24 protein-coding genes are annotated in these 23,534 nt (G+C 73.5%); 11 read left to right on the forward strand and 13 right to left on the reverse strand.

Annotation, left to right across the window (positions count from 1 at the left end; all coding sequences use genetic code 11):
• Positions 1–88 precede the first annotated feature (88 nt).
• A complete protein-coding gene (locus O4J56_RS18915; RefSeq protein ID WP_270687381.1) occupies positions 89–1,447 on the reverse strand; it encodes a serine/threonine-protein kinase in 1,359 nt (452 codons plus the stop codon).
• Between the two features lie 215 nt (positions 1,448–1,662).
• Here O4J56_RS18915 and O4J56_RS18920 point away from each other — a divergent pair, with 215 nt between their 5' ends.
• Entirely contained in the window at positions 1,663–2,676 is a 1,014-nt protein-coding gene (locus O4J56_RS18920; protein WP_270687383.1) for a methyltransferase, read from the forward strand.
• 196 nt (positions 2,677–2,872) lie between these two features.
• Positions 2,873–3,241, forward strand: coding sequence for an STAS domain-containing protein (locus tag O4J56_RS18925; protein ID WP_270687385.1), 369 nt, complete (start codon positions 2,873–2,875; stop codon positions 3,239–3,241).
• Positions 3,242–3,272: 31 nt separating this feature from the next.
• Here O4J56_RS18925 and O4J56_RS18930 read toward each other — a convergent pair whose 3' ends face one another.
• A complete protein-coding gene (locus O4J56_RS18930; protein ID WP_270687386.1) occupies positions 3,273–5,687 on the reverse strand; it encodes a M20/M25/M40 family metallo-hydrolase in 2,415 nt (804 codons plus the stop codon).
• A 196-nt stretch (positions 5,688–5,883) separates the two neighbouring features.
• On the opposite strand from O4J56_RS18930, the gene O4J56_RS18935 reads away from it, so the two are divergent.
• Entirely contained in the window at positions 5,884–6,720 is an 837-nt protein-coding gene (locus O4J56_RS18935; protein WP_270687387.1) for a peptidoglycan recognition protein family protein, read from the forward strand.
• A gap of 147 nt (positions 6,721–6,867) precedes the next feature.
• On the opposite strand, the gene O4J56_RS18940 is transcribed toward O4J56_RS18935, so the two are convergent.
• Both O4J56_RS18940 and O4J56_RS18945 read right to left on the reverse strand, forming a co-directional pair.
• On the reverse strand, positions 6,868–7,455 hold the full coding sequence (locus O4J56_RS18940; protein ID WP_270687388.1) for a hypothetical protein: 588 nt from the start codon (positions 7,453–7,455) through the stop codon (positions 6,868–6,870).
• Between the two features lie 97 nt (positions 7,456–7,552).
• The gene (locus O4J56_RS18945) at positions 7,553–8,173 is read right to left on the reverse strand and encodes a TetR/AcrR family transcriptional regulator (RefSeq protein WP_270687390.1); all 621 of its coding nucleotides are present in this window, start codon (positions 8,171–8,173) and stop codon (positions 7,553–7,555) included.
• A 146-nt stretch (positions 8,174–8,319) separates the two neighbouring features.
• Between O4J56_RS18945 and O4J56_RS18950 the strand changes: the two genes are divergently transcribed.
• Both O4J56_RS18950 and O4J56_RS18955 read left to right on the forward strand, forming a co-directional pair.
• Entirely contained in the window at positions 8,320–9,258 is a 939-nt protein-coding gene (locus O4J56_RS18950) for an ABC transporter permease (RefSeq protein ID WP_270687392.1), read from the forward strand.
• Complete coding sequence (locus tag O4J56_RS18955) at positions 9,245–10,099, forward strand: ABC transporter ATP-binding protein (protein ID WP_270687393.1); 855 nt, start codon at positions 9,245–9,247, stop codon at positions 10,097–10,099. Before O4J56_RS18950 ends, O4J56_RS18955 begins: the two co-directional genes overlap by 14 nt.
• A gap of 101 nt (positions 10,100–10,200) precedes the next feature.
• Here the strand turns inward: O4J56_RS18955 and O4J56_RS18960 are convergent, their stop codons facing one another.
• The 3 genes from O4J56_RS18960 to O4J56_RS18970 form a co-directional block, all read right to left on the reverse strand.
• The gene (locus O4J56_RS18960; protein WP_270687394.1) at positions 10,201–10,677 is read right to left on the reverse strand and encodes a MarR family winged helix-turn-helix transcriptional regulator; all 477 of its coding nucleotides are present in this window, start codon (positions 10,675–10,677) and stop codon (positions 10,201–10,203) included.
• A complete protein-coding gene (locus tag O4J56_RS18965) occupies positions 10,678–11,319 on the reverse strand; it encodes a DJ-1/PfpI family protein (protein ID WP_270687395.1) in 642 nt (213 codons plus the stop codon).
• 99 nt (positions 11,320–11,418) lie between these two features.
• Positions 11,419–11,634, reverse strand: coding sequence for a hypothetical protein (locus O4J56_RS18970; RefSeq protein WP_017624490.1), 216 nt, complete (start codon positions 11,632–11,634; stop codon positions 11,419–11,421).
• Positions 11,635–11,862: 228 nt separating this feature from the next.
• Here O4J56_RS18970 and O4J56_RS18975 point away from each other — a divergent pair, with 228 nt between their 5' ends.
• The 3 genes from O4J56_RS18975 to O4J56_RS18985 are packed head-to-tail and all read left to right on the forward strand — an operon-like array spanning position 11,863 to position 13,339.
• Positions 11,863–12,648, forward strand: coding sequence for a helix-turn-helix domain-containing protein (locus O4J56_RS18975; protein ID WP_270687397.1), 786 nt, complete (start codon positions 11,863–11,865; stop codon positions 12,646–12,648).
• Positions 12,648–12,953: a DUF397 domain-containing protein gene (locus O4J56_RS18980; RefSeq protein ID WP_270687410.1), complete on the forward strand. Its 306-nt coding sequence runs from the start codon at positions 12,648–12,650 to the stop codon at positions 12,951–12,953. The genes O4J56_RS18975 and O4J56_RS18980 overlap by 1 nt, the downstream gene beginning before the upstream one ends.
• A complete protein-coding gene (locus O4J56_RS18985) occupies positions 12,911–13,339 on the forward strand; it encodes an MFS transporter (RefSeq protein ID WP_270687398.1) in 429 nt (142 codons plus the stop codon). Before O4J56_RS18980 ends, O4J56_RS18985 begins: the two co-directional genes overlap by 43 nt.
• Here the strand turns inward: O4J56_RS18985 and O4J56_RS18990 are convergent.
• The gene (locus O4J56_RS18990; protein WP_270687400.1) at positions 13,326–13,706 is read right to left on the reverse strand and encodes a hypothetical protein; all 381 of its coding nucleotides are present in this window, start codon (positions 13,704–13,706) and stop codon (positions 13,326–13,328) included. The two genes, O4J56_RS18985 and O4J56_RS18990, sit on opposite strands and share 14 nt — an antisense overlap.
• An 80-nt stretch (positions 13,707–13,786) precedes the next feature.
• On the opposite strand from O4J56_RS18990, the gene O4J56_RS18995 reads away from it, so the two are divergent.
• Positions 13,787–14,479, forward strand: coding sequence for an alpha/beta hydrolase (locus tag O4J56_RS18995; protein ID WP_270687402.1), 693 nt, complete (start codon positions 13,787–13,789; stop codon positions 14,477–14,479).
• 19 nt (positions 14,480–14,498) lie between these two features.
• On the opposite strand, the gene O4J56_RS19000 is transcribed toward O4J56_RS18995, so the two are convergent.
• Together O4J56_RS19000 and O4J56_RS19005 are read right to left on the reverse strand one after the other, a co-directional pair.
• A complete protein-coding gene (locus tag O4J56_RS19000; RefSeq protein ID WP_270687403.1) occupies positions 14,499–15,212 on the reverse strand; it encodes a hypothetical protein in 714 nt (237 codons plus the stop codon).
• A gap of 51 nt (positions 15,213–15,263) precedes the next feature.
• Positions 15,264–16,352: an acyl-CoA dehydrogenase family protein gene (locus O4J56_RS19005; RefSeq protein ID WP_270687404.1), complete on the reverse strand. Its 1,089-nt coding sequence runs from the start codon at positions 16,350–16,352 to the stop codon at positions 15,264–15,266.
• A gap of 88 nt (positions 16,353–16,440) precedes the next feature.
• On the opposite strand from O4J56_RS19005, the gene O4J56_RS19010 reads away from it, so the two are divergent.
• Complete coding sequence (locus O4J56_RS19010; RefSeq protein ID WP_270687405.1) at positions 16,441–17,649, forward strand: acyl-CoA dehydrogenase family protein; 1,209 nt, start codon at positions 16,441–16,443, stop codon at positions 17,647–17,649.
• Between the two features lie 61 nt (positions 17,650–17,710).
• Here the strand turns inward: O4J56_RS19010 and O4J56_RS19015 are convergent, their stop codons facing one another.
• The 3 genes from O4J56_RS19015 to O4J56_RS19025 all read right to left on the reverse strand — a co-directional run bounded on the left by O4J56_RS19015 (position 17,711) and on the right by O4J56_RS19025 (position 21,969).
• Entirely contained in the window at positions 17,711–19,450 is a 1,740-nt protein-coding gene (locus O4J56_RS19015; protein WP_270687406.1) for a class I adenylate-forming enzyme family protein, read from the reverse strand.
• Positions 19,451–19,533: 83 nt separating this feature from the next.
• Complete coding sequence (locus tag O4J56_RS19020) at positions 19,534–20,628, reverse strand: zinc-binding dehydrogenase (RefSeq protein ID WP_270687407.1); 1,095 nt, start codon at positions 20,626–20,628, stop codon at positions 19,534–19,536.
• 213 nt (positions 20,629–20,841) lie between these two features.
• Positions 20,842–21,969, reverse strand: a complete 1,128-nt coding sequence (locus O4J56_RS19025; protein ID WP_270687408.1) for a S1 family peptidase — start codon at positions 21,967–21,969, stop codon at positions 20,842–20,844.
• Positions 21,970–22,532: 563 nt separating this feature from the next.
• On the opposite strand from O4J56_RS19025, the gene O4J56_RS19030 reads away from it, so the two are divergent.
• Positions 22,533–23,165, forward strand: coding sequence for a TetR/AcrR family transcriptional regulator (locus tag O4J56_RS19030; protein ID WP_270687409.1), 633 nt, complete (start codon positions 22,533–22,535; stop codon positions 23,163–23,165).
• Positions 23,166–23,534: the final 369 nt, after the last annotated feature.

The raw sequence follows: 23,534 nt of genomic DNA on the forward strand, positions 1-23,534 counted from the left end.
CCCGCGAGCGGGGCGGACTCCCCGGGCCGGGTGCCCGGCCCGGGGAGCGTTCAGAAGAGCGACGGCGGCTCCGCGCTCACGAGGGAGTTCACTGCGGCTCCTCCTGGACGTGGCGAACGGGTCCGGAGCACGGGACTCCCCTGTCGTCGCCCGGCGGCCACACGGTCAGCGGGCGGACCCCCTCCGGGGTCCATTCGGCGGCCACCGTCACCGGCGCGCCGCCGCTCACCGCCAGCAGCCGCCACGGGGGCGCGGCCTGCGGGCACACGGGAAGCGCCGCGCCGTCCGCATCGGCCAGGCACCACGACCCCGAGGCGTCCCGCGCGGGCCGCACGCCCTCCAGCACCACGGGCCAGGCCTCCAGCCACGGGTCTTCGGCCAGCGCACCGGCCCAGGAGCGCATCGCGTCCCCCGCGCCTCCGCCGGACGGCGCCGCGAGCGGACGCTCGCCGTGCACACGGGACACCGACGCCCGGTGCTCGGCCGCACGGAAGACCACCTCCGCGTCGGCCACCGTCGCCGGGGGCAGCGGGGCGTCCGGCGCGCCGCCCTCCGGCGCGAAGGCCAGGACCAGGCCGATCCGCCCGCTCACCTCCCCGCGCAGCCACGTCCGGCACCCCGCCAGCCGCCCGCTGGAGAAGTCGTGGCGACCGAGGACCTGCCAGGAGTCCCGCACCGGCGCCGACTCCGGCCCCGGCCCGAGCCCGACCCGGGACAGCACGGTCGCGCGCAGCCCCTCGGGCAGCCGGTCGCGGCGCCGGTACCCGGAGGCGAGCAGCCGCAGCAGCGCCGCCTCCGCCAGCAGCCGCGACGGCCAGTCGGGGGAGGTCGGCGGACCCGCGGACCCGACGGCCCCCGCAAGCGCGCGCACCCGCCGGGCCACCCGCCCCGCCTGGGCGTCCACCAGCCGCGCCGCCATGCCGTCCCAGTGCGCGTACCCGGCCGTGCGCGCGTCGGCCAGGCCGGTGTCGACCTGGTCGCGCAGCCACAGTTCGAGGTCGGCCAGGCCGGCGGCGACCCGGTCGGCGCGGCGGAGGGCCCGCTGCTCGACGGCCCGCAGGGCGGCGGCCCGGCGGCCGGGCCAGCGCACCACCCAGTCGGGGGGAGGGGTGTCGTCGGCACGGCCCCGGATCCACAGCAGGAGCAGGGCCAGCGCGTGGGCGCACATCCTGCGCCGGACCGGGCACCCGCACCGGTGGAGCGGGCCGCCGCCCGCGTCCGGCAGGCGCACGGCGACGCGGAGCGGGGCGGAGGCGTCCCGGGCGTGTTCGCCCCAGACGGTGGTCCCGGGACCGGACCCGTCCTGCCCGGTCCCGGAACCCCACACCTCCCGAGCCGCGCCCAGGACGGGCCAGGAGCCCCCGTCGGCCGCCGTGAGGACGTCCGACCGGGAGGAGCCGTCGGGGAGGAGGTCCCAGACGTCGTCGGCGCTCCAGTGTGTGCTCACATCCCTGAAACTACGGGCCGGGTACGACATTTTCGGGCCGCACGGCGACACCGGGTGGGCCGGCGCCCTCGGGCGTCTAGGGTGTCGGGGGTCACGGGTGGGACACCGCTGTGCGGACTCATCGGCGCCCCTCCTGCGGCGCGTTCCCGGAGGGTGGCGGGGCGGTCCGCGGTCGGCGGGATACGGTGGGTGACGATCGATCTGGGGAGAGTGCTGTGACCGGGGGAGACGCAGACCGCAGGGAACTGCTCAGGCTGCTCGTGGGGCCGTGGGTCGGCAAGGCCGTGGCCGCCGCCGCCGAGCTCGGGGTGGCCGACGGGCTCGCGGACGGTCCGCGCACCGGCGCCGAGCTCGCCGATGAGCTGCGCGTGCGGCGCGAGCCCCTCGAACGGCTGCTGCGGCTGCTGGCCGCCGTCGGCCTGGTGCACGACGACGAGGGGCGGTACGCGCTCACCCCCACCGGCGAGCTGCTCGGCTCCGCCCACCCCGCCTCCATGCGCGAACAGGCCCTCCTCTACGACTCGCACTACTTCCGCGAGGCCTGGGACCGGCTCGCCGAGGGCGTGCGGACCGGGGTGCGCCCCTTCGAGGCCGCGTTCGGCGAGGACGTCTTCTCCTTCATCGCGTCCCGCCCCGAGGAGGCCCGGCGCTTCTCCGCCGGCATGGCCGCCGGGGTCGGCTACGCCGACGCGCTCGCGTCGTCCTTCGACTTCTCCGGGGTGTCGAAGGTCGCCGACGTCGGCGGCGGCGACGGCGTCGTCCTCGAAGCCGTCCTGAGCCGCCACGAGCACGTCATCGGAGTGCTCCTGGACCTGCCCGCAGCCATGGAGCCCGCGCGCGAGCGCCTGCTGCCCTACATCGCCGAGGGGCGCTGCACGGTCGTCGAGGGAGACTTCCTCGAACGCGTCCCCGAGGCCGAGGTCCACATCCTCGGCCGCGTCCTGCACAACTGGGACGACGCCTCCGCGCAGCGGATCCTCTCCAATTGCCGCGCCGCCATGCCCGCCGGGGGCGGCCGCGTGCTCATCGCCGAACGCGTCCTGCCCGACCACGGGCACCCGTGGCTGTCGCTCGCCTTCGACGTGCACATGATGGTGATGACGGGCGGCGTGGAACGCACCGGATCCGAATATCAGGCCGTCCTCAAACAGGCCGGACTGCGTGCCGTGGGCGAATCCGAGATGCCATTGGAGATGCGCCTGTTGGAGGCGGCCCCGGTGAACGCCTGAGGTGGGGGAACGGTGGTGACGGGCCCTGGTGCGCTGGCGAACGGGGACGAAAGTCCCTTGAACGCGAGGCGCGCCGCGGATTTCCGAGAAAACCCCCTCAAGGCGCCAATGGGGCGATACGATCTTGCGCACGGGGGTGATCGTGAAGTTACTCGGGGGCGCGACTGAGAGGCGGCGCGGCGTGCATGGAGGACCTATGGAGCGCTTCCCATGCGGGAGTGCCACAGTGGTGCCGGTCCGGGGCGAGATCGACATCGCGACCGCGGACCGGATGCGCGATGACGTGATCGAGGCGGCCGCGGCCGCCGAGCGCAGATGCGTGGTGGTCGACCTCTCCCGGGTGACGTTCTTCGACGCCAGCGCCGTCCGGGCGGTCCTCACCGCCTACAAGGTCCTGACGGCCCAGGGGCGCCACATGGTCCTGGCCGAGCCGACGCCGCAGGTGCAGCGCACCCTCGACGCGCTCAGGATCGACGAGCTGCTGGACGTGTACCCCATCGTCGAGATGGCGCTCGCCCACGTCCCCGGGCACAGGGGCCGGGTCCCCGGCCCCGGACGCGACTGAGGCGCCTCCCCCGCCGTGCGGGCACCGCCCGTCAGATCCGGACCGTCCGTGTCACCAGCGTCGAATGCGAATCCGGCATGACCCACGGCCCCACATCCCCCGGCGGTTCGGTGTAGTCGGGCAGCCCTTCGAGCCCGCGCGTGCGATCGGTGACCCTGACCTCCACCTCCTCTTCGGAGGCGAACCGCATCCGCAGCTCCACGCCGTCCTCCGGGACGGCCGACAGGCCGATCCTGAATGCCGCGTCCTCCTCGTCGCTGCGCTGGATCTCGGCCTTCCGCTCCTCAACGCCGGGGGTGCGTCCGTCCACCCCCGGGTAGGCGATCTCCAGCTCCTCCGGGACGCGGTTCAGGTCCACGCGCAGGTCGGTGGCGCCTCGTGCGGAGCCGACCCGGAGCACCGCCTCCCGGCCCGCCACGTCGTCGGGCGGCGCGGGGCGCGCCTCGGCCGTGGGGGCGGCGAGGTCGGCGCCCGTGGCGGGCCCCTGGGCGACGGGGAACCGCGGCGGTACCGACACCAGGAGCTCCGAGGCGTCGAACGGGACGTCGCCTTCGACGTAAGGTGCCGCCCACGGGTGCTCGTGGGACCCGCGGGCGGCCCACACGGCCTCCCCGGTGTCCGCGTCGAGGACGTAGGCCAGGTCCACCGGCAGGGGGTGCTCGGCGTCGGTGTACCCGGGGCGCAGGACCGTCCCGGCCGCGACCACCGCCCCCGCGGAGACCAGCGCGACCGCGATCCAGACGGGTCGGCGCAGGGGGCGGGGGACGGGCGCCTCCTCCGGTGTCCCGTCCCCGGTATCGGGGTTCCGCCGCGCGCGCGGCAGGACGATCTCCAGCACCGGGGCGAGCAGCACGGCCCCGGGCGCCCACAGGAGCGCCAGCACGGGAGCGCCCGGGATCCCGGTCTCGGTGAGCGCGGAGACCGCGGGGGCGACCAGCAGCAGCACGGCGCCCAGCGATCCGAGGGCCACGGCGGCCGTCCGGGCGATCCACATCCGTTCCGGCAGGACGAGAGCGGCCGTGAGCCCTGCACCCGTGAGGAGCGCGGGGATCGTGTACGTGTGGGAGACGCCCGGCTCGAATGCGCTCAGCGCCCCCAGCAGCGCGACCGCGACCGTGCCGCCGACCGCCGTCGCGGTCGGCCCCAGCAGCCGCCGCGCGGCCAGGTACCAGCCGGCCAGCACCCCGACCGTCACGGCGACCGACGCCGCGCGCAGCCATGCGGGCCGGTACAGGTCGCCCACCACCGCCAGGGGTGCCAGGTCCGGCCGCAGCAGGAGGACGCCCTGCCACAGGGCGAGCGCGGCGCCGTAGGCCAGAGCCGCGGCGGCCGCCGCCGCGACGAGGCCGCCCAGCATCCGCGGCACGGTCGCGGCCCGGCGCATGCGCGCCACGACGGCGGCGACCAGTGACAGCGCCAGCGCCGCCGCGCCGATGGGCAGGTCCAGGGACGAGGGGTAGGCCGCCATTCGCCCCGCCGCGTTGAAGAAGGTCGCCGGTTCCCCGCTCTCCAGGGAACCGAGGTCGCGCCCGCCGAGGGCGCGGGCCATGCCGAGCATGTTGTCGCCGTGGTGCTGAAGCGTCGCGCGGGACAGGTTCTCCACCGTGTCCTGGGCGCTGTGGTAGTGCGCCGCGTCCCCGCCGAAGGCCGAGTCCAGCCCCGCGAATCCGGCGTCCGTGAACACCGTCATGTCGGTGTCGTAAGGCTGGTCGGCGAAGCTCGCGGCCGACGCCGAGTCGCCGCGCGGGTGGGGCGCCTCCTCGGCCAGGACCCCGATGACACCCGAATCGTTCAGCGGCGCCGTGCGGAAGACGGACGAGGGGCCTGAGGAGCCGCGGCCCTCCCAGTTCAGGACCACGCCCCCGTCCCGCCCCAGGGGGTGCTGGGAGGTGAACGCCTCCGCGCCGAGAAGCCCCGGCTCCTCGGCGTCGGTGAACAGGAAGACGACGTCGTTGCGCGGCGCCTCCCCGGCGGCCATCGCGCGCGCCGCTTCGAGCATGGCCGCCACCCCGGCCCCGTCGTCGCCCGCGCCGGGGCTCCCGGGGACGGTGTCGTAGTGCGCTGCGACCACCACCCGGCCCGTGGGGTCCGTCCCGGGGAGCACACCGATCACGTTTTCGGTCGCCGCGGCGTTGACGGACCCCGGGGAGGAGGTGGTGCCCACGGCGGACTGGACCTCGGTCTCCAGCCCGGCCTTCTCCAGCTCCCCGGCGATCAGGTCCCGCGCCGCCGCGTGGCCGTCGGAGCCGGGCGGCCTCGGCTCGGCGGCGACGGCCTCCAGGTGGACGGCGGCCCGCTCGGCGCTGAAGGCCTCCTCGGGGGCCGACGCCGGTGCGGGCGCGGGCGGGCCGGACAGCAGCACCGCCGCCGCGACGGCGGCGGTCAGCGCCATGGCCGCGATGAGCGCGGTGGCCAGGGGGCGTGCGGGGGCGGCGACGGCGTCCACGGGGCCTCCCTTCGCGCCGCAGATTACCGGCACCGGGGGACGGAGCGGCGCCTGCGGGCCGGAGGCGGCCGTCAAGGGCCTTTCGGAGGCCGCTTTCGGTCGGGGAGTCCCGTCCGCATCCCTATTCGCGCCGCCACGGAGCGTGTTTCGATCGTTCGCGTACGACCCGGTACCCGATGATTCCGAGGACGGAACGATGCCAGAAGACCGTAGACAGTATCCGTCGGACCGGCGGGCGGTGAGCAGGCGCGCGGCCCTGTTCACGGGGGCGGCGGTGGCGGGGGGCGTGCTGTTCGGCGGGGCGGCGCAGGCCGTCGCGGCGCCGAGCGCCGCGGCCGCCGCGGCGGCGCCCACCGTGCGCACGCGCGCCGCCTGGAACGCCCGGCCGCCGACGAGCCCGGCCCAGGTGCTGAACCAGGCCCCCACCTACATCGTGGTGCACCACACCGCGACGGGGAACAGCACCGACTACTCGCTGGCCGCCGCGTACGCCCTGTCCAGGTCGATCCAGAACTACCACATGGACTCCAACGGCTGGGCGGACACGGGCCAGCAGCTCACCATCTCCCGCGGCGGCCACATCATGGAGGGCCGCAACTCCTCGCTGTCGGCCATCAACAACGGCCGCCACGTGGTCGGCGCGCACGTGGCGAACTACAACTCCCGGGCCGTGGGCATCGAGAACCAGGGCACCTACACCTCGGCCACGCCCACGACGGCGCTGTACAACGCGCTGGTGGAGACCTGCGCCTGGCTGTGCTCGGCCTACGGGCGGCCGACGTCGGCCATCATCGGGCACCGCGACCTGAACGCCACCGCCTGCCCGGGCGACCGCCTCTATGCGATGCTGCCGCAGCTGCGCAGGGACGTGGGCGCGCGGCTGAGCGCGATGGGGAACGGGCGCCTGGCCGGTGCCGGGCTCGCCGCGGGCGAGATGCCGCCGTTCCCGGAGGTCCCGGCCTCCGAGCCGGAGGGGCGCTTCCGGCACGGCCCCGCGCTGGGGTCGCGCGACTCCAACGCCTCGGCCGGGTGACCGGGCTCCACCGGCACCGTCGGGACGCATCCCCCGTTCGGCGCATCGCCCGCGGAGTCCTCCCCGTTCGGATTACCGCCCGATCGGCGTTCCCCTGACCGTCCTGAAGCGGCCCCGCACCGGCCCCGCGGTGCGGGGCCGCCCGTGCTAGTCGATCCGCCCCATGTCGCGGAAGATCTTCACGGTGTCGTGGAACCGCGAACTGCTCAGGTTGTTGTACACGCGCAGGGCGTCGTAGATGTTGTAGGCCAGGGCGGGCTCGGGGCGGAACTCCTTGAGGTCGAGGACGAGGCACCGGTAGCGGTCGGTCGTGCGCGACTGGACGACGAGGTTGCCGAACCGCAGGAAGGCGGCCACCTCGTCGGTGTAGCCGAGCTCCTCGGAGCGGTGCAGCCGCTCCTCGCAGACGGCGTTGTCCAGCTCGTCCGAGAAGGAGTCGGGGTCGCCTCCGCTGAGCTTGATCAGCTCCTGCGCCATCAGGTCGTCCACCTCGACCGCGTCGATGGCCTCCAGGATCTCCGGCATGCGGCGCAGCGCGGTGTCGACGTCGGCCAGGGCCTCCCGGACGCGGGCGGCGCTGACGTGCGAGCGGCGGCCGGGGTCGGTGTCGAAGGCGTGCTGGCGCCAGGTGGCCGGGGGCGGGGTCCCGACGTCGAACGACTTGAGAGAGCGTCGGTACTCGTTCGCAGCCTCGGTGATCGCGCGGCGGGCCCGACCGCGCTCACGGTGGAGCATGCGTGGCATCCTCTCTTGATCCGGCGTCGTGTCCACCCTAGAACGCCGATCGCCTTTTGAGAGGGGGATTGCGGAACACGAAAGGGGCTTTCGGCCGCTATTCGGTTCCGGCATCGGCCAGCGCCGCCATCGCGGCGCGCGTTAGGCTCCGCGCCTGGGCCGGGGTCAGCTCCTCGCGGATGACCGCCAGCCGCCAGTACACGGGGCCGAGGATGAGGTCGAGCGCGAGTTCGGGGTCGGTGCCCTCGGGAAGCTCTCCGCGCTCCACGGCGTTGCGGATGACGACACCGGCGATGCCGCGCTGCGTGCGCTGCAGCGCCTCCTCCAGGGTGGCGGCGATCTCGGGGCTGCGCGCGGCCTCGGCCAGCAGGTCGGGCACGATCTGCCGGGCGAGCGGGTGGCGCAGCGCCTGGGCGGCCGTGGTGACGAGCTCGTGCACGTCGCCGCGGAGCGAGCCGGTGTCGGGCACGGGGGTGACCTGCCCGGCGACCTCGGACACCACGTCCAGGACCAGCTCCAGCTTGGACTTCCACCGGCGGTAGACGGCGGTCTTGCCCACCCCCGCGCGCTTGGCCACGGCCTCGATGGACAGCCGGCCGTAGCCCGACGTGGCCAGCTCGGTGAAGACGGCGGCCCGGATGGCGCGCGTGACGTCCTCCTGCAGGACCGCGGCGCCGGCCGGGGCGCGTCTGGGGGCGGGCGTTTCGGGTTCGGCCATGTGACGAAGCCTAACGCAGGGCCGCGACGAAACGGTTGCGTTCTGTCGTGGCGTCGCCTACGCTCTCCAGCGGCGAAACGGTCGCGTCACGGTGGAGCGGCCGACGACTCTACCCACCGCGGTCCCGAATCGAAAGCGAGCCGAGCGTGAGCAGTTCCCCGTCCTCCGCGCGGGCGGCCGCCCCGGCGGACGCGGACCCGGACGCCCCGAGCGCCCCGGAGGCCGCAGGCCTCGCGGAACTCGCCGCGCGGCACGGACTCGCCCCCAGCGGCAAGCGGCCGCCGCTGGGCCGGTACCTGAAGGCGCTGTGGCGGCACCGCCACTTCATCGACGCCTTCGCCCGCGCACGGGCCAGCGCCAAGTACAGCAAGGCCAACCTCGGGCGCCTGTGGGAGGTCGGCACGCCGCTGCTCAACGCGGCCGTGTACTACCTCATCTTCGGCCTGCTGCTGCAGACCGACCGCGGCGTCGAGGACTTCATCCCCTTCCTGGTCACCGGCGTGTTCGTGTTCACCTTCACCCAGCAGACCGTGCTGGCCGGGGTGCGCGCGATCTCCGGGAACCTGGGGCTGATCCGGGCACTGCACTTCCCGCGCGCCGCGCTGCCGATCTCGCTGGCGCTGGTGCAGATGCGGCAGATGCTCGTGACGATGGGCGTGCTGCTCGTCATCGTGATGGTGACCGGCCAGGTGCCGCAGTGGAACTGGCTGCTGGCGGTGCCCGCGCTGCTGCTGCAGGCGCTGTTCAACACCGGCCTGTCGCTGGTCTTCGCCCGCGCCGGCGCCAAGGTGAGCGACCTGGCGCAGCTCATGCCGTTCGTCCTGCGGACGTGGATGTACGCCTCGGGCGTGATGTACTCGATCTCGGTGATGGCCGCCAACGCCCCGGCGGCGGTGCGGTTCGTCCTCGACGTCAACCCGGCGGCCGTCTACATCGACCTGATGCGCTTCGCGCTGATCGACAGCTTCACCGCCTCGGAGATGCCGCCCAACGCGTGGTGGACGGCCGCGGGGTGGGCGGTCGCGGTGCTCATCGGCGGGTTCGTCTACTTCTGGAAGGCGGAGGAGAGCTATGGCCGCGACTGAGGGGGCCACGGCGACCGCGCAGGCGGCGGAGGCCGCCGAGGCGCTGGGCGCCGCTTCGCCCGACGCCCCGTCCGACCTCGGAGAGCCGACGGTCATCGCCGACGGGCTGCACGTGGTCTACCGGGTGCGGGGCGCCGCCGGGCGCTCCGGCGGCGGGGGCCCAGCCGCCCTGCTGCGCGCGCTGACCCGCCGCAAGGGCGGCGGCGGTGCACGCGAGGTGCACGCGGTCAAGGGCGTGAGCTTCGTGGCCCGCAGGGGCGAGGCGATCGGCGTCATCGGCTCCAACGGGTCGGGCAAGTCGACCCTGCTCCGGGCCGTCGCCGGGCTGATCCCGCCGGAGCGCGGCCAGGTGTACACCAACGGCCAGCCGTCGCTGCTGGGCGTGAACGCCGCGCTGATGAACGAGCTGCCGGGCGAGCGCAACGTGGTGCTGGGCTGCCTGGCGATGGGCATGACGCCGGCCGAGGTGCGCGAGCGCTACGACGACATCGTCGACTTCTCGGGGATCAACGACAAGGGCGACTTCATCTCCCTGCCCATGCGCACCTACTCCTCGGGCATGGCGGCCCGGTTGCGCTTCGCCATCGCCGCGGCGCGCGACCACGACGTGCTGCTGATCGATGAGGCGCTGGCGACGGGTGACCGCGCCTTCCGCAAGCGCTCGGAGAAGCGCATCAAGGAGCTGCGGGAGAAGGCCGGGACGGTGTTCCTGGTCAGTCACAGCAACAAGACGATCCGCGACACGTGCGACCGCGCGCTGTGGATGGAGCGCGGAGAGCTGATCATGGACGGCACGGCGGCCGAGGTCGTCGACGCCTACGAAGAGGCCAACGCCGACTGAGCCAGGTCCGGTCCGTTGTTGATCTCGGGAAAAGCGACGCTACAGGCGCGGTTTTAACGTCTATTTCCCCGAGATCAACGGGGAAGCGGGGTGGTGCGGCGTCACTGCCCGGCGTCCGGCTCCTCCAGGGACTCGACGGCGTCGGCCAGCCTGCGCATCGCCTCGACGGTGCGCGCCAGCTCCTCAGGGCCCATGGCGTCGGCGAGGCGTGCGGCGAACTCGCCGTGGGCGGGGCCGATCCCGCGCACGGCGGCGAGGCCTTCTTCGGTCGGAGCGAACAGCTTGGCCCTGCTGTGCGCGGGGTTGGGCCGGTACTCGGCGAGGCCCTGCCCGACGAGGAGATCGGCCGTGCGCTGGACCGCCTGGCGCGTCATGCCCATGGCGCGGGCGATGCCCGACACCGTCAGCGGCTCGTGGAGGACCGCGCCGAGCACCTGCCAGCGCGCGGCGGTGAGCCCGGCGGGCCGCGCCATGGCCTCGGCCACCGCGAGGAACCGGCCGTTGAGCCGGAACGAGGTGAGCGCGGCCCCTGAGAGCAGTTCCTGCGCGTCCGGTGCGGTGGGGGACTCCGCCGCCACTCAGGCCCCCTCGGTCGCGCCGGCGGCGCGCTGGAGCACCTCGAAGGCGCTGGTGTCCTCGTGGGCGAAGAGGCGGTACCAGGCGTCGAGCACGTCGGGCTCGAAGACGTCGAGCAGGGCGAAGGCCTCCCGGGCGAACGCGACCGGGGCGGTGGCCCCGGCGGTGACCACGTTCCCGCCGGTGGCGGCGGGCTCGTCGCAGTAGTGCGCGGCCCCTGCGTAGCCGGTCGCCGCCAGGTAGTCGGGTGCGTTCGAGGTGTGGGCCCGGTCGTCGAGCAGCCCTTCACGGGCGAGGCCCGCGGTGGCCCCGCAGATGGCGGCCACGGGGACGCCGGAGTCGAGGAAGGCGCGCGCGGCCCGGGCGAAGGGGGCGAGCAGGTCGGCGTCGGTGTCCCAGGCCGACGCGCCCGGGAGGATGAGCATCGCGCTGTCGGCCGGGTCGAGGTCGGCGAGGGCGATGTCGGGCGCGATGCGCACGCCGCCCATGGTGGTGACGGGGTCGGTGGTGGGGCCGACGGTGGTCACGCCGTAGCCGCCGGGCTTCTTGTGCGCGACCCCGCTGCGCAGGTGCGGGGTGAGGTACCCGGTCTCCCAGTCGGCGAGGGTGTCGTAGACGGCGAGGTGGACTGTTCCGTTCGTCATGACAACAGTCTGTCGAATTGACAACGTGTTGTCAATGGGGGCGGGTGGTCGGGGTGGGCTGCTGCGCGGCCCCCTCGCCTACCGCGCAGCAGCCCGGCTTCAGGCGTCGATGCCGAGCCGGCGGAGGGCGGACTGGATGTCGGCCAGGTAGGCACGGGAGGCGACGACGCGGCCGCCGCGGTCGGTGAGCGTGTAGAGCTGCCCGGCGGGCGTGGGGCGCCGATCGAGCCGGAGGCCGTAGACGGCGGCCTTGTTCGCGACGCGGGTGATGGCGGCCTCGTACTCCGTGGTCGCGATCTGTGGGATATCGTCCATATGTCTCATCTCCGATGCAGGTGAGGCCACGCCCCGGGGCCGGTCACGCGGTCGCCGGGGCCCTTCGTGGCATCGAGTGTGCGTGCGCCGCCTGTCGGAGTGAAGACGATCGGGAATGTCGCAGAAACATTCCCAAGCTCTGGGAATTCTTGGGAACTGATCGCGGGTGGGGGATGAACGTGCTCTCCTTGTGGTATGGCTCGTCAGGACTCCCCAGGGGCCACGCCTTTGGAGAAGTATGGTCGTGAAGTTCGGAAATGTCGGCTAGATTCCGGTTTTACGCTGGTCGCCCTGGCGGCTCGCGTCCAGAGCAATAAGAGCCAGCTGTCCAGGGTTGAGCTTGGGCAGATGAGCCCGTCGTCGGCCCTGCGTGAAGCCTTGGATTCCGTTGTCGGCGGCGGGCGCCTGGGGCGTCTGTGGGCTGAGGTCATGGGGGACGGGCGCCCCGAGTGGCTGGGAGAGATCGCCGCCGCCATGCGTGCCGCGCATGCCGTCTACGATTACCAGGCGCTCACCTTTCCCAGCTACCTTCAGACTGAGGGATACGCCTTCGCGCTCATCCGGTCGGCGCTCCCTGGGATGAGCAAGGAAGAGCTTGACGTGCGCCTTGCGGAACGCCTCAAGCGGGTTGAGCAAATGCGAATGTCCGACCGCCCCATGATCTGGGTCGTGGTGGACAGCTCCGTGCTTCGGCGGCGTTATGGGGGTGCGAGCGCCACCGCTGAACAGATCGATTACGTGATTCAGCTGGGTGAGTCGGGGCGCATCACTCTGCAGGTGGTTCCAGAGGATCTGCCGGAGCACCCAGGGAACAGCGGCGGGTTCAGGGTGCTGACAATGCCTGATGGGAGAGACATGGCGTATGTGGAGTCTCCAGAGCACGGGCAGATCCTCACGAGTGTGGGGACTGTGTGCCGTCGGCGGGCACTCTTCGCGTCGCTGCAGGCTGCGGCAGCGGCCCCTGGGCAGTCGCTGGCGCTGCTGAGAGACGAGCTGGATAGGATCCGAACATGATGGATGAATGGCGCAAGTCCAGCTACAGCGGTGGAAGCAACGACTGTGTCGAGTTTCGTCTTAGTGAGACGTGGCAGAAGTCGAGCCATTCGAAGGGCGGAGACGCGAACTGCGTTGAGTGCCGCCTCGGCGAGAGCTGGCACAAGTCCAGCTTTAGCAAGGGGGACTCGAACTGCGTCGAGTGCCGGTCACATGCCCACGTCGTCCAAGTCCGCGACAGCCAGAACCCAGGCCGCGGTCACCTCGACTTCCCGAGCGACGAGTGGCAGGCGTTCCTCAGACACCTGAGGACTCACCCCCTGTAGCCACCCTCCTCGCCCTGGAGATCGCCGGCGCCGTGCTCGTGGTCCCCTGGGGCGGGGTCACCGTTCTCGGCGCAGGCGCCTTGATGGTCCTGTGGGGCCTGGCCTACGGGGGCGTGTCGGTGGCGTCCCAGACATGGATGATGAAGGCCGCGCCCGAGAACACCGAGACCGTCACGGCGCTGTTCGTCGGAGTGTTCAACGCCAGCATCGCCCTCGGCGCACTCGTCGGGGGATGGGCGGTCGACGGCTTCGGCGGCACATCGGCCATGGTGCTCGGCGGCACCCTCGCCCTGGGGGCGCTCGCCGTGACGCTTCTCGGGCCCGGGCCTGCGGCGAAGCCGTCGGCCGCGTCGAGCAGCGGGGGAGTCGGCGTCAGTCGTCCATGAGGATGTCCATGGAGTACTCGATCTGGAAGACGGGCGCCACGCCGGCGACGTCCAGTTCCCTGTCCTCTCCGTCCTCGTCCTCGGAGAAGTAGCGGACATCGGCCCCGGGAAAGGCGGCGGAGACCTGCTCGACGAGTTGTTCTCTGCCGTCCAGGCTGACGAACAGGAAGCCGTCGTTCTCCATCAGGACCTCGATGTCCTCCTCCACGAGCGAGCATTGCGCATCCTCGGGCGTCAGCCACACACCGGAGGCGGCGCGCCCCCAGACCGAGATGGTGCGGTTCAGCTCCGTTTCCGGTTCCGGCCCGTCGCCTTCGCCCCAGAGTTCGTCGTGGATCTCGACCCGTGCACCGTCGTACATCGCCATGGGACGACTATCGCAGTTCCCTGCGGGACACATCGCCCGCGCCGTGAGTCGGAGTGGCGCCGGGCGGGCAGGGGAGCGCCATGACCGACTTCGTCCTCATACACGGAACGACCCAGTCCCCGGCCGGGTGGGACCTGCTGCGCGAGGCGCTCGCGCAGCGCGGCCACACCGGTATCCCCATCGACCTGCCGGGCGATCCCGCCCTCGGCGTCGAGGACCACGCGCGGATCGCAGCCGGGCAGATACCCGCGCGCGTCCGTGCCCCGGTGGTGGTGGCGCACTCCGGCTCGGGCGCCCTGCTCCCCGCCGTGGCCGGCGCCGTCGGCGCCGGGGCCCTGGTCTGGCTCGCTGCCTACGTCCCCGACACCGCCGGCGGGCGCAGCCTCCTGGAGGAGGCCCAGGCCGACCCCGCGGCGATGTTCGCCGAGGACTGGATCGGCGTCGACCCCTCCTCCGACCACGACGCCGCCCGCCGGTTCCTGTTCCACGACTGCGCCAAGGACGTGCAGGAGTGGGCGCTCAGCACGCTGCGCATGTTCGCCCCGCCCGAGGTCTACCGGAGCCGCCCGGCCACCGGCCGCCCGGAGGGCCGCTCCACCTACATCCTGCCGACCGCGGACCGTACGCTGCGCCCGGACTGGATGCGCCGCGCCGCCCTGGAACGGCTGGGCGTCCGCCCCGTGGAGCTGGCCTCCGGGCACTGCCCCCATGTCAGCCGCCCGGAGGAGACGGCCGACATCCTCGGCACCGTGCAACCCCTGGTCGGCAGCTGATCCGCTGCCGGGGCCGCGTCTATAGGGCGGTGCGCAGACGGACGCCCAGCGCCCGGTGGAAGGCGCCGGCCAAGCGCTGTCCGGACTCGCCCCAGGCCGCGTACACGATGCGGCTGCCGTCCACGAACCACAGGGTGACCACCGCCCCGCCGCGCCGGTCGTAGGAGAGGCTCCCCGATGCCACCTTGGAATAGGGCACCCGCTCGCCCGCGGCCCGCTTGCGCCACTTGCGGCGGCTCCCGTCCTCCTTGTCCGGCCAGCGCCTCTTCCACCACGCCTTCAGGGCCCGCCGCACCGGCGGGAACGGCAGCAGGAGCAGCCAGACCACCACCCACACCATGAGCAGCCACAGCAGCACCCCCATCAGGGCGTACGCCGCGATCTCGCCGAGGATCTCCCCGCCCTGGTGGTAGAGCAGGCCCGCGATCAGGTACGCCAGGCCGCCGACGACGCCGCCCTGGAACACCGGGAGGAACGCGTGGAGCGGCGTGCCGGGGTCGCCGACCATCCACCCGATCGCCGACAGGACCAGGACGATGAACGCGGTGAACATGGGCCAGGCGGAGAACACGCGGTCGAGCGCCTTCACGATCGGGCGCGGGTCGGTCGTGTAACCGCCCGTCCCGAACCGCAGGGTCCGCCGTCCGCCCGGGCTCGCCCGGACACCGTCGACACGGATCCCTTCCTTCAGCGGGTCATGGCCGTACGGGTGGTCATGGTTCGGCTGCTGCATGCGTCTTCCACGGTCGGGCGGCCGTGCCGCTGCGTCCCCGCGGCCGGGTGCTCACGAGGGGAGTGCGCCGCCGGGATGCCGGTCCGCGGCGCCGCCCTCCAGGCCTATGACGGATTCCAGCCGCCGCCGGTGCCATTCGGGTGCTCCGAAGAGCGACGCCGAGCCGTGCGCGCGCTTGAAGTGCCGCTGCGCCTCGTGCTCCCACGTGACGCCGATGCCGCCGTGCAGCTGGATCGCCTCCCCGGCGATCTCCCGGTAGGCCTCCGAGCAGGCGGACTTCGCCGCCGAGGCGTCGACCCACGCCTCGGCGTTCCCGGAGTCCAGGGAGAACGCCGCCGCATAGGAGAGCGAACGGGCGCTCTCCAGAGCCACGTACATGTCGGCGAGGCGGTGCTTGACCGCCTGGAACGACCCGATGGGGCGGCCGAACTGCTCGCGCGTCCCGGCGTACGCGACCGTCATCTCCACGCAGCGTGCGGCGCCGCCGACCTGTTCGGCCGTGAGCGCGGTGCTCGCGGCCGTCAAGGCGTCGGCCAGCACCCGCTCGCCCTGGAAGGTGAGCGGCAGCGCCTCCGTGCGGTCGAACGCGACGTCGGCCCGGGGCCGCGTGAGGTCCAGGGGGACGCGTTCGGTGAGCGTGACGCCTTCGGCGTCCGGTGCGACCGCGAACAGGGCCGGACCGTCGCCGGTCGCCGCCGCCACGATGAAGAGGTCGGCCGTCGCCGCGTCCAGCACGCGCGGCCTGCGGCCGGTGATCCTCCAGCACGTGGAGGCGTCAGCGCCCCCCTCCCCGGCCGCGCGGCCGTCCTCCTCCCATGCCAGGGTCGCGGTGGCCTGCCCCTCCGCGAGACGCCTGAGCCACGTGTCCCGGGCGGGGGAGGCCTCGCAGCCCAAGAGCGCCTGCGTGGCCAGGACCGAAGAGGACAGGAACGGAACCTCCGCGAGCGCGTGCCCCAGCTCCTCCATCACCGCGTGCACTTCCAGCGCCCCGAACCCGGCGCCGCCGAAGCGTTCAGGGACGGCGAGCCCCGGCGCCCCGACCTGTTCCGCCAGGAGCCGCCAGGCCGCGCCGCCGTCGTGGCGGGCCAGCAGGCGCCGGACTCCGGCGCGCAGCTCCGCGTGCTCGGGACGGAATCGCATGGCGGCCTCCCCGGGGCCCTCTTCGTTCACCTAACAATCGTTTGATAGGTTAATCACGTGCGCCGCCGTGGACCAGAGGGGGCCGTGCATGTCCACCGCCGACTCTGCCCGAGCCGACGCCGACACCGTGGACGGGTTCCGCCGTGCGTTCCGTTCCTGGTTGGAGGAGAACCTCACCGGTGCCTTCGCCGACGCGCGCGGCAAAGGCGGCCCCGGCCGCGACCATGAGGCCTTCGCCCTGCGCCGCTCATGGGAGCGGCACCTGGCCGCCGCCGGGTGGACCTGCATCGGCTGGCCCACCGAGTACGGCGGACGCGGCGCCGACATCGAACGCCAGGTCGCCTTCCACGAGGAGTACGCTCTCGCCGACGCCCCCGCGCGCGTCAACCACATCGGCGAAGAACTCCTGGGACCTACGCTCATCGCACTGGGCACGCCCGAACAGCGGCGCCGCTTCCTCCCGCCCATCAGGCGCGGTGAGGAACTGTGGTGTCAGGGCTACTCCGAGCCCGGAGCCGGATCCGACCTGGCGGCCGTCTCCACCCGCGCCGAATGGCGCGACGGGCCGGGCGGCCCGCACTGGCGCATCCACGGGCAGAAGGTGTGGACCTCCCACGCGCGCGAGGCCGACTGGTGCTTCGTACTCGCGCGCACCGACCCCGCCTCCACGCGCAGGCACGGTCTCGGCTACCTCCTCGTCCCCCTCCGCCAGGCCGGGGTGGAGATCCGCCCCATCACACAGCTCACCGGAACGTCGGAGTTCAACGAGGTGTTCTTCGACGGCGCGCGCGCCGAGGCCGACCACATCGTCGGCGCGCCGGGGGAGGGGTGGCGCGTCGCCATGGCCACCCTGGGGTTCGAGCGCGACGTCTCCACGCTCGGGCGGCAGGTCGGCTATGAGCGCGAACTGCGCGCGCTGGTCGAGCTGGCCCGTGCCAACGGCGCCGCCCGCGACCCCCTGCTCCGCGACCGGCTCACACGCGCGTGGATCGACGTGCGGGCCATGCGCGCCACCGCTCTGCGCACCATGGCGGGCCTGTCCGAGGGCGCACCGGGCCCGGAGGCGTCGATCTCCAAGATCCACTGGGCACGGTGGCACCGGCGCCTGGGCGAGCTGGCCATGGACGTCGCGGGGCCCGGAGGCGTGCTCGCCTCCGGGCCCCCTTACGACCTGGACCGCTGGCAGCGGCTGTTCCTGTTCTCGCGGGCCGACACCATCTACGCGGGCACCGACGAGGTGCAGCGCGACATCATCGCCGAGCGCGTCCTGGGCCTTCCCCGCGACCGGCGCGCGTGAGGGCCCCACCGGCCCGGATCCCCGAGATCAACGCCGGAAGGGGCCGGTGCGCCCGGGTGCCTCAGCCCTTCTGTCCGCGCCCCAGGCCGAACTCCTCCTTCACCCGCTTCTTCAGCAGCTTGCCCGCCGCGTTCCGCGGCAGCTCCTCGGACACGATGCGGATGTGCGCGGGGATCTTGAACGCCGCCAGCTTCGGCTCCAGGTAGGCGCGCAGCCCCTCCCCGGTGAGCTCGGCGCCCGGCAGCAGGCCGACCACCGCGGCCACCTCCTCGCCGTACACCTCGTGCGGCACGCCCACCACCGCCACCTCGCCCACGGCGGGGTGCTCGTGGATCGCCGCCTCCACCTCGGCGCAGTACACGTTCTCCCCGCCGCGGATGATCATGTCCTTGGCGCGGTCGACGATGTAGAGGAACCCCTCCTCGTCCAGGCGGCCCAGGTCGCCGGTGTGCAGCCAGCCGCCCTTGAACGTCTCGGCGGTCGCCTCGGGGCGGTTCCAGTACCCGTGCACGATCCCGGGACCGTTCAGCAGGACCTCCCCGACCTCGCCCGGCGGCAGCTCGGTGCCGTCCGGCCCGGCGATCTTCACGTCGACCACCGCCACCGGCAGCCCGGCGCTGTCGGGCCGCAGCAGGTAGTCGCTGCCGCCGTTGACCGTGGCGATCGCCGACGACTCGGTCAGCCCGTACCCCTGGCCCAGCATCAGGTCGTGCAGCCCCGAGCGGGCGCGCGAGACCAGGGCCGGCGCCGCCGGGGCGCCCCCGCTGGAGAGCACCAGCAGGCTCGACAGGTCGTACTCGCCGAGCCGGGGCGAGGCGAGCATCTGCGAGATCATCGCCGGGACCGCGGTGATGGCGGTGACCTTCTCCCGCTCGATGAGGCGCAGCGCCTCCTCGGCGTCCCACCTGTACATCAGCACCAGCGCCCCGCCCTTGGCCAGCGCCGGGTACATCACCGACTGGGCGCCGGTGGTGTGGAACAGCGGCACCGTGCACAGCACCGTGGCCGCCCCGACCGCGTCCAGGAACGCCTGGGCGTCGGGCATGTCCAGGCCGAGCCGCATGAGCGAGCGGATGCGCGCGTAGTCGGCCGAGATCTGGTTGGAGATCATGTTCCGGTGCGAGCCCACCGCGCCCTTGGGGCGGCCGGTCGTGCCGGAGGTGTAGAAGATGTTGGCCGGCTCGTCGGGGTGCAGCTCGGCCGCCGGGGGCTCGGCGTCGGGGGCCACCTCGCCCAGCACCTCCGGCCACGGGCGCGCCGTATCGGGCAGCGGGCCATCGGTGCGCACCGCGATCACCGGCAGGCCCAGGCGCGGCAGGGCCCCGCCCAGCGCGGCGATCCGCTCGCCGTCGGCCACCAGCAGCTTCGCCCCGCTGTCGGTGAGGCCGAACTCCAGCTCCTTCCCCTTCCACCAGGCGTTCAGCGGGACGAGGACAGCGCCGATCGCGGCGGCGGCGTAGTAGGCGATGACCCATTCGGGGTAGTTGCGCAGCGCCAGCGCCACCCGGTCGCCCTTGGCGACCCCGTACTCCTCGGCCATGCGCCGCGCCATGGTGGCGGCGTGGCGGTAGAACTCGGCGTGGGTGAGGCGCTCGTCCCCGTACACGAGGGCGGGCGCGTCGCCGAAGCCCCGGCTCGCCTCCAGGGCCGCCCGGAGCGTCGGCACGGCGTGCTTCCACACCCGCGTCGGTACCCCGCCGACATCGGCGATCCCGATCTCATAGGGGCTTCCCGCATGGAGCAGGCGGGCGGTCACGGCGCCGATCGCGCGCACCGGTCGCTGGACGGGGGGTTCGGTCATGCGCACACTCCCTAGGGTCGGACCCCGCCCGGGGCAGGGCGGGGAGGGAACAGCGATCGGCCCCGTCCAGGGGCGCCCCCGGCTCAGGGGCCGAAGCGGACGAGCGACCTGCCGCCGCGCCCCTCCCGCATCCGGAGGAAGGCGTCGGGCAGGCCGTCCAGGCCGATCTCGTCGGTGACCATGGAGGCCAGGTCGAGCGACCCGTCGCGGACGAGCCCGGCCAGGGCGGGCACGTCGCGCGCGGGGTCGGAGGAGCCGTAGACGCAGCCGCGCAGGGTGCGGGCGAAGTGGAACAGCTCCAGCGCGCTGAAGGAGACCCGGTCGTCCTTGGAGCCCACGCCCACGACGGTGGTCGTGCCGCCGCGCCGGGTCATGCTCCAGGCGCTGCGGATCGCGGCGGAGGAGCCGACCACCTCGAAGGCGTGGTCGACGCCGCGGCCCCCGGTCAGGGCGCGGACCTCCTTGGCCGCGGCGTCGCCGGCGGTGACGAAGTGGGTGGCGCCCAGCGCGCGGGCGAGTTCCTCCTTGGCGGGGGAGACGTCGACGGCGATGACCGGGTCGGCCCCGGCGATGCGGGCGGCCTGAAGCGCCGCCAGCCCGACCCCGCCCAGGCCGATGACCGCGGCCGAGGCGCCCGCGCGCACATCGGCGGAGTTGGCGACCGCGCCCCAGCCGGTCAGGACGGCGCACCCCAGCAGCGCGGCGGCGGCCGCGTCGACGCCGTCGGGCAGGGGGACCAGGGCGTTCTCGGGGACGTTGGTCGCCTCGGCGAAGGCGGCGGTGCCCAGCCCGGCGTGCACGGGCGTGCCGTCGGGGAGGGCGGCGTAGGGCGTGCGCGCGGCCTCGCCGGAGCGCTCGCACAGGTACGGCTCTTCGTTGGCGCAGAACCAGCAGTCGCGGCAGGCGGGGGCCCAGTTCAGCACGACGCGGTCGCCGGGGGAGGCGGAGGTGACGCCCGCGCCCACGGCCTCGACCGTGCCCGCGCCCTCGTGCCCCAGGACGGCGGGCATCGTCTGGGGGAGCGTGCCGTTGGACAGCGAGAGGTCGGAGTGGCACACGCCCGCGGCCGACAGCCGGACCCGCACCTGACCGGGGCCCGGGTCGGGGAGGAGGACCTCGCCGATGGCGGGGGGTTCACCGGCGGAGGTGAACAGGGCGGCCCGGACGGTGGTGCTCATGTGGCGTCTCCCGCGCGTGCGTGGCAGGGGCGCGACGAGGGGGTTCGCGCCCCGGGGGTGTGCGCGAGCCTACAAGACCAACCGGTCGGTAATCTAGAGGCGGACCGGCCGGGGCCCACAGGACCCCTGGTCACGGCCCTCGCATACGCCGGGCGGCGACGCCCCCGAGGGGACGCCGCCGCCGTTGCGAGGCAGGGGATGGAGCGCGAGGGGTCAGCCGGTGGTCAGGGACAGGCCCCACTGGCTGAGGATCGGGTTCACCGGCTGGAAGAAGGTGGTCCCGCCCCAGGTGCAGTTGCCCGAGCCGCCGGAGGTGACGCCCTGGGCCTGGTTGCCGCTCATCCAGGAGCCGCCGGAGTCGCCCGGCTCGGCGCACGCGGTGGTGCGGGTCAGGCCGCGGACGGCGCCCTGCGAGTAGTTGACGGTCTGGTTCTTGGCCTGGATGGTGCCGCAGTGCCAGCCGGTGGTCGAGCCCGAGCGGCACACCGAGGCGCCGACCGACGCCTCCTGGCTGCCCCGGACGGTCACCCGGCCGCCGGAGTAGTTGTTCACGTAGGGGGAGGGGGTCCAGCCGGAGCCCGCCCGCACCCAGCCCATGTCACGGCCGGGGAAGATGGAGCCGGCCACGGTGCCCGACTCGCCGGCCGAACCGCGCACGGAGGTGCCGGTGCTGCCGCAGTGCCCGGCGGTCACGAACCCGCCCGACACCGAGAAGCCGATCGAGCAGCGGCTGCTGCCGGGGTAGTAGGCGTCGCCGCCGACGATCGCGGCGAAGGGCTCCGGCTTGGCGGCGCCCTCCTTGACGGTGACCTCGGACGCCTCGATGCCGGCCTCGGCGACGAGGTCCTCGGCCAGGCCCTCGGCGCCGTCCACGGCCTCGACGACCACGGAGTTGGACTCCACGTCGACGTACCAGCCGGTCACCTTGTCCGAGACGCCGTCCTCGGCCTCGGCGTCCAGGTCGGCCATGACGGCCTCCAGGTCGTCCTGGCTGGCCTCGACCACGCGGGCCTGGGCGCCGGTCGCCTCGACGGCCTCCACGGCGGAGGCGTCGGCGACCGAGACGGTCAGCTCGCGGGTCCGGGTGTCGAAGACCGCGCCGGCGAACGCCGCGCCCGCGGCCTCCTCGGCGGCCTGCTGGACGGAGCGGGCGTCGGCCTCGGCGCTCAGGAGGTCGTCGGCCTGGCCGGAGGCGACGCCCAGGTCGCGCTCCAGGGCCTTGGCCAGCGGCTCGGTGCCCTCGGGGAAGGCGTCGGCCTGGGCGCCGGCGGGGGCGGCGGCGATCAGGCCCACGGCCAGCACCGATCCGCCGAGGAAGCGAATGAAGGGGGATTTCCGCACGTTCTTTACTCCTTGCGGTGGGGAGTTAACGAACTCGTCGAGCGGTCGTACGCCGCCTGACCTGCGGCCGGAGCCGGGGAGGCGGCGTCTTGGGGCACCCGGCCTTGTGGGCCGGGCGGAGTGTCCACCGGACGATCGGTAAACAGTTGGCGACTATAAGCGAATCACCCGTCGAGCAACACGGCTGTTGCACACCGTGCCTAGCGGAGGGCGGGGGCGGCGATACACGGCGGTAGGGGGAGGCGCCGGAGGGCGACGGTCGGTCCAACGTCGGGAGCGGCCTTTAGCTGGGCTTTATCTCCGGTGGTCACGACGGTCGGGATGGGTCCCCTAGACCGGGGCCGGGAAGAGGTCCAGAGGGGTTCGGCGGCCGGATCAGGCCACTTCGTGTATACGGAGTGCAATCATCCGGGAGTCCAGGTGTGACGGTCGGACCTTTCCGGGTCCCGGGGGCCGGCACCCCGCACACGGGCCCATCGCCCCGCGGTGTCCCCGGCCCCTCCCCACCGCCCGGGCCGACCGGCGGGGGAGGGGCGCCGCGCGCCTCGATAGGGTCGTGCGCCGTGGGAACCAAGCACAGGCGGCTTCCGCGGGAGGTCCGCGAGCAGCAGATGATCGACGCCGCCATCGGCGTCTTCTCGCGCCGGGGCTACCACAGCGCCGGCGTGGAGGAGATCGCCGAGGAGGCGGGCATCTCCAAGCCGATGGTCTACATCTACCTCGGTTCCAAGGAGGGCGTGTTCACCGCGTGCATCCGGCGCGAGGCCGACCGCCTGGTCGAGGCGGTCCGCGCGGGCGTTTCCGGCTGCCCGACCCCGGAGTCGGGGCTGTGGGCCGGGCTGCGGGCGTTCTTCGACTTCGTCGCCGACAACAGGGAGAGCTGGATCGTCCTCTACCAGCAGGCCAGGACCCAGGGCGAGCCGTTCTCCCGGGAGGTCTTCCAGGCGCGCTGCAGGGTGATGGAGGAGATCACCTCCCTGGTGGTGACGGGGACGGCGACCGAGGACGGCGGCAGGCTGGTCTCGGAGAAGGACGCCGAGGTGCTGGCCCACATGGCGGCGGGAGCGGCGGACGCCCTGACCGACTGGCTCCTCCAGCACCCCGAGGAGACCCCGGAGACCCTGACCCGCCGCATCGTGACCCTGGCCCTGGCCGGAGCGGAGAGGTACGCGGGCTCGGGCGAGCCCACCCCCTGATCCGGCCGAGTGGGGCACGACGGGGCCGACGTGCGGCCGCCCTCCGAGGTGCGTTCCGGGGTTGCGATCCGGGCGGCGGCGGGTTCCTGTCGGTGCGGGCGGTCGGGCGGCTGAGCAGGTACCCCGCTCCTGGGCCCCAGCCGGGCGGCGGACCGCCGGAGTGCGGGGTGGAGGGCGGCGACGACGGAGGAGGGCGGTTCCCGGGCCCTGCCTGCCGGGCGCGAGGCCCCCGCGGTCCGGGCAGGTGGCGCGACCAGGTGGGCGGGTGGTTGAGCGCGTTCGTGGCGGCCACCGTCCCGATGCGCCCCTACTCCGCGATGATCTCGACAAAGGTGCTGCCAAAACCGCCGGAATGACAGCACCTTTGTC

This window comes from Nocardiopsis endophytica, from assembly GCF_027706725.1.
Classification (GTDB): domain Bacteria; phylum Actinomycetota; class Actinomycetes; order Streptosporangiales; family Streptosporangiaceae; genus Nocardiopsis_A; species Nocardiopsis_A endophytica.

Bases quoted from the DNA above. Each gene is read 5' to 3' on its own strand.
- O4J56_RS18925 (WP_270687385.1), top strand. From the start codon at position 2,873: ATGGAGCGCTTCCCATGCGGGAGTGCCACAGTGGTGCCGGTCCGGGGC.
- O4J56_RS18935 (WP_270687387.1), top strand. From the start codon at position 5,884: ATGCCAGAAGACCGTAGACAGTATCCGTCGGACCGGCGGGCGGTGAGC.
- O4J56_RS18940 (WP_270687388.1), bottom strand. From the start codon at position 7,455: ATGCTCCACCGTGAGCGCGGTCGGGCCCGCCGCGCGATCACCGAGGCT.
- O4J56_RS18945 (WP_270687390.1), bottom strand. From the start codon at position 8,173: ATGGCCGAACCCGAAACGCCCGCCCCCAGACGCGCCCCGGCCGGCGCC.
- O4J56_RS18955 (WP_270687393.1), top strand. From the start codon at position 9,245: ATGGCCGCGACTGAGGGGGCCACGGCGACCGCGCAGGCGGCGGAGGCC.
- O4J56_RS18965 (WP_270687395.1), bottom strand. From the start codon at position 11,319: ATGACGAACGGAACAGTCCACCTCGCCGTCTACGACACCCTCGCCGAC.
- O4J56_RS18970 (WP_017624490.1), bottom strand. From the start codon at position 11,634: ATGGACGATATCCCACAGATCGCGACCACGGAGTACGAGGCCGCCATC.
- O4J56_RS18980 (WP_270687410.1), top strand. From the start codon at position 12,648: ATGGATGAATGGCGCAAGTCCAGCTACAGCGGTGGAAGCAACGACTGT.
- O4J56_RS18990 (WP_270687400.1), bottom strand. From the start codon at position 13,706: ATGGCGATGTACGACGGTGCACGGGTCGAGATCCACGACGAACTCTGG.
- O4J56_RS18995 (WP_270687402.1), top strand. From the start codon at position 13,787: ATGACCGACTTCGTCCTCATACACGGAACGACCCAGTCCCCGGCCGGG.
- O4J56_RS19000 (WP_270687403.1), bottom strand. From the start codon at position 15,212: ATGCAGCAGCCGAACCATGACCACCCGTACGGCCATGACCCGCTGAAG.
- O4J56_RS19005 (WP_270687404.1), bottom strand. From the start codon at position 16,352: ATGCGATTCCGTCCCGAGCACGCGGAGCTGCGCGCCGGAGTCCGGCGC.
- O4J56_RS19010 (WP_270687405.1), top strand. From the start codon at position 16,441: ATGTCCACCGCCGACTCTGCCCGAGCCGACGCCGACACCGTGGACGGG.
- O4J56_RS19015 (WP_270687406.1), bottom strand. From the start codon at position 19,450: ATGACCGAACCCCCCGTCCAGCGACCGGTGCGCGCGATCGGCGCCGTG.
- O4J56_RS19020 (WP_270687407.1), bottom strand. From the start codon at position 20,628: ATGAGCACCACCGTCCGGGCCGCCCTGTTCACCTCCGCCGGTGAACCC.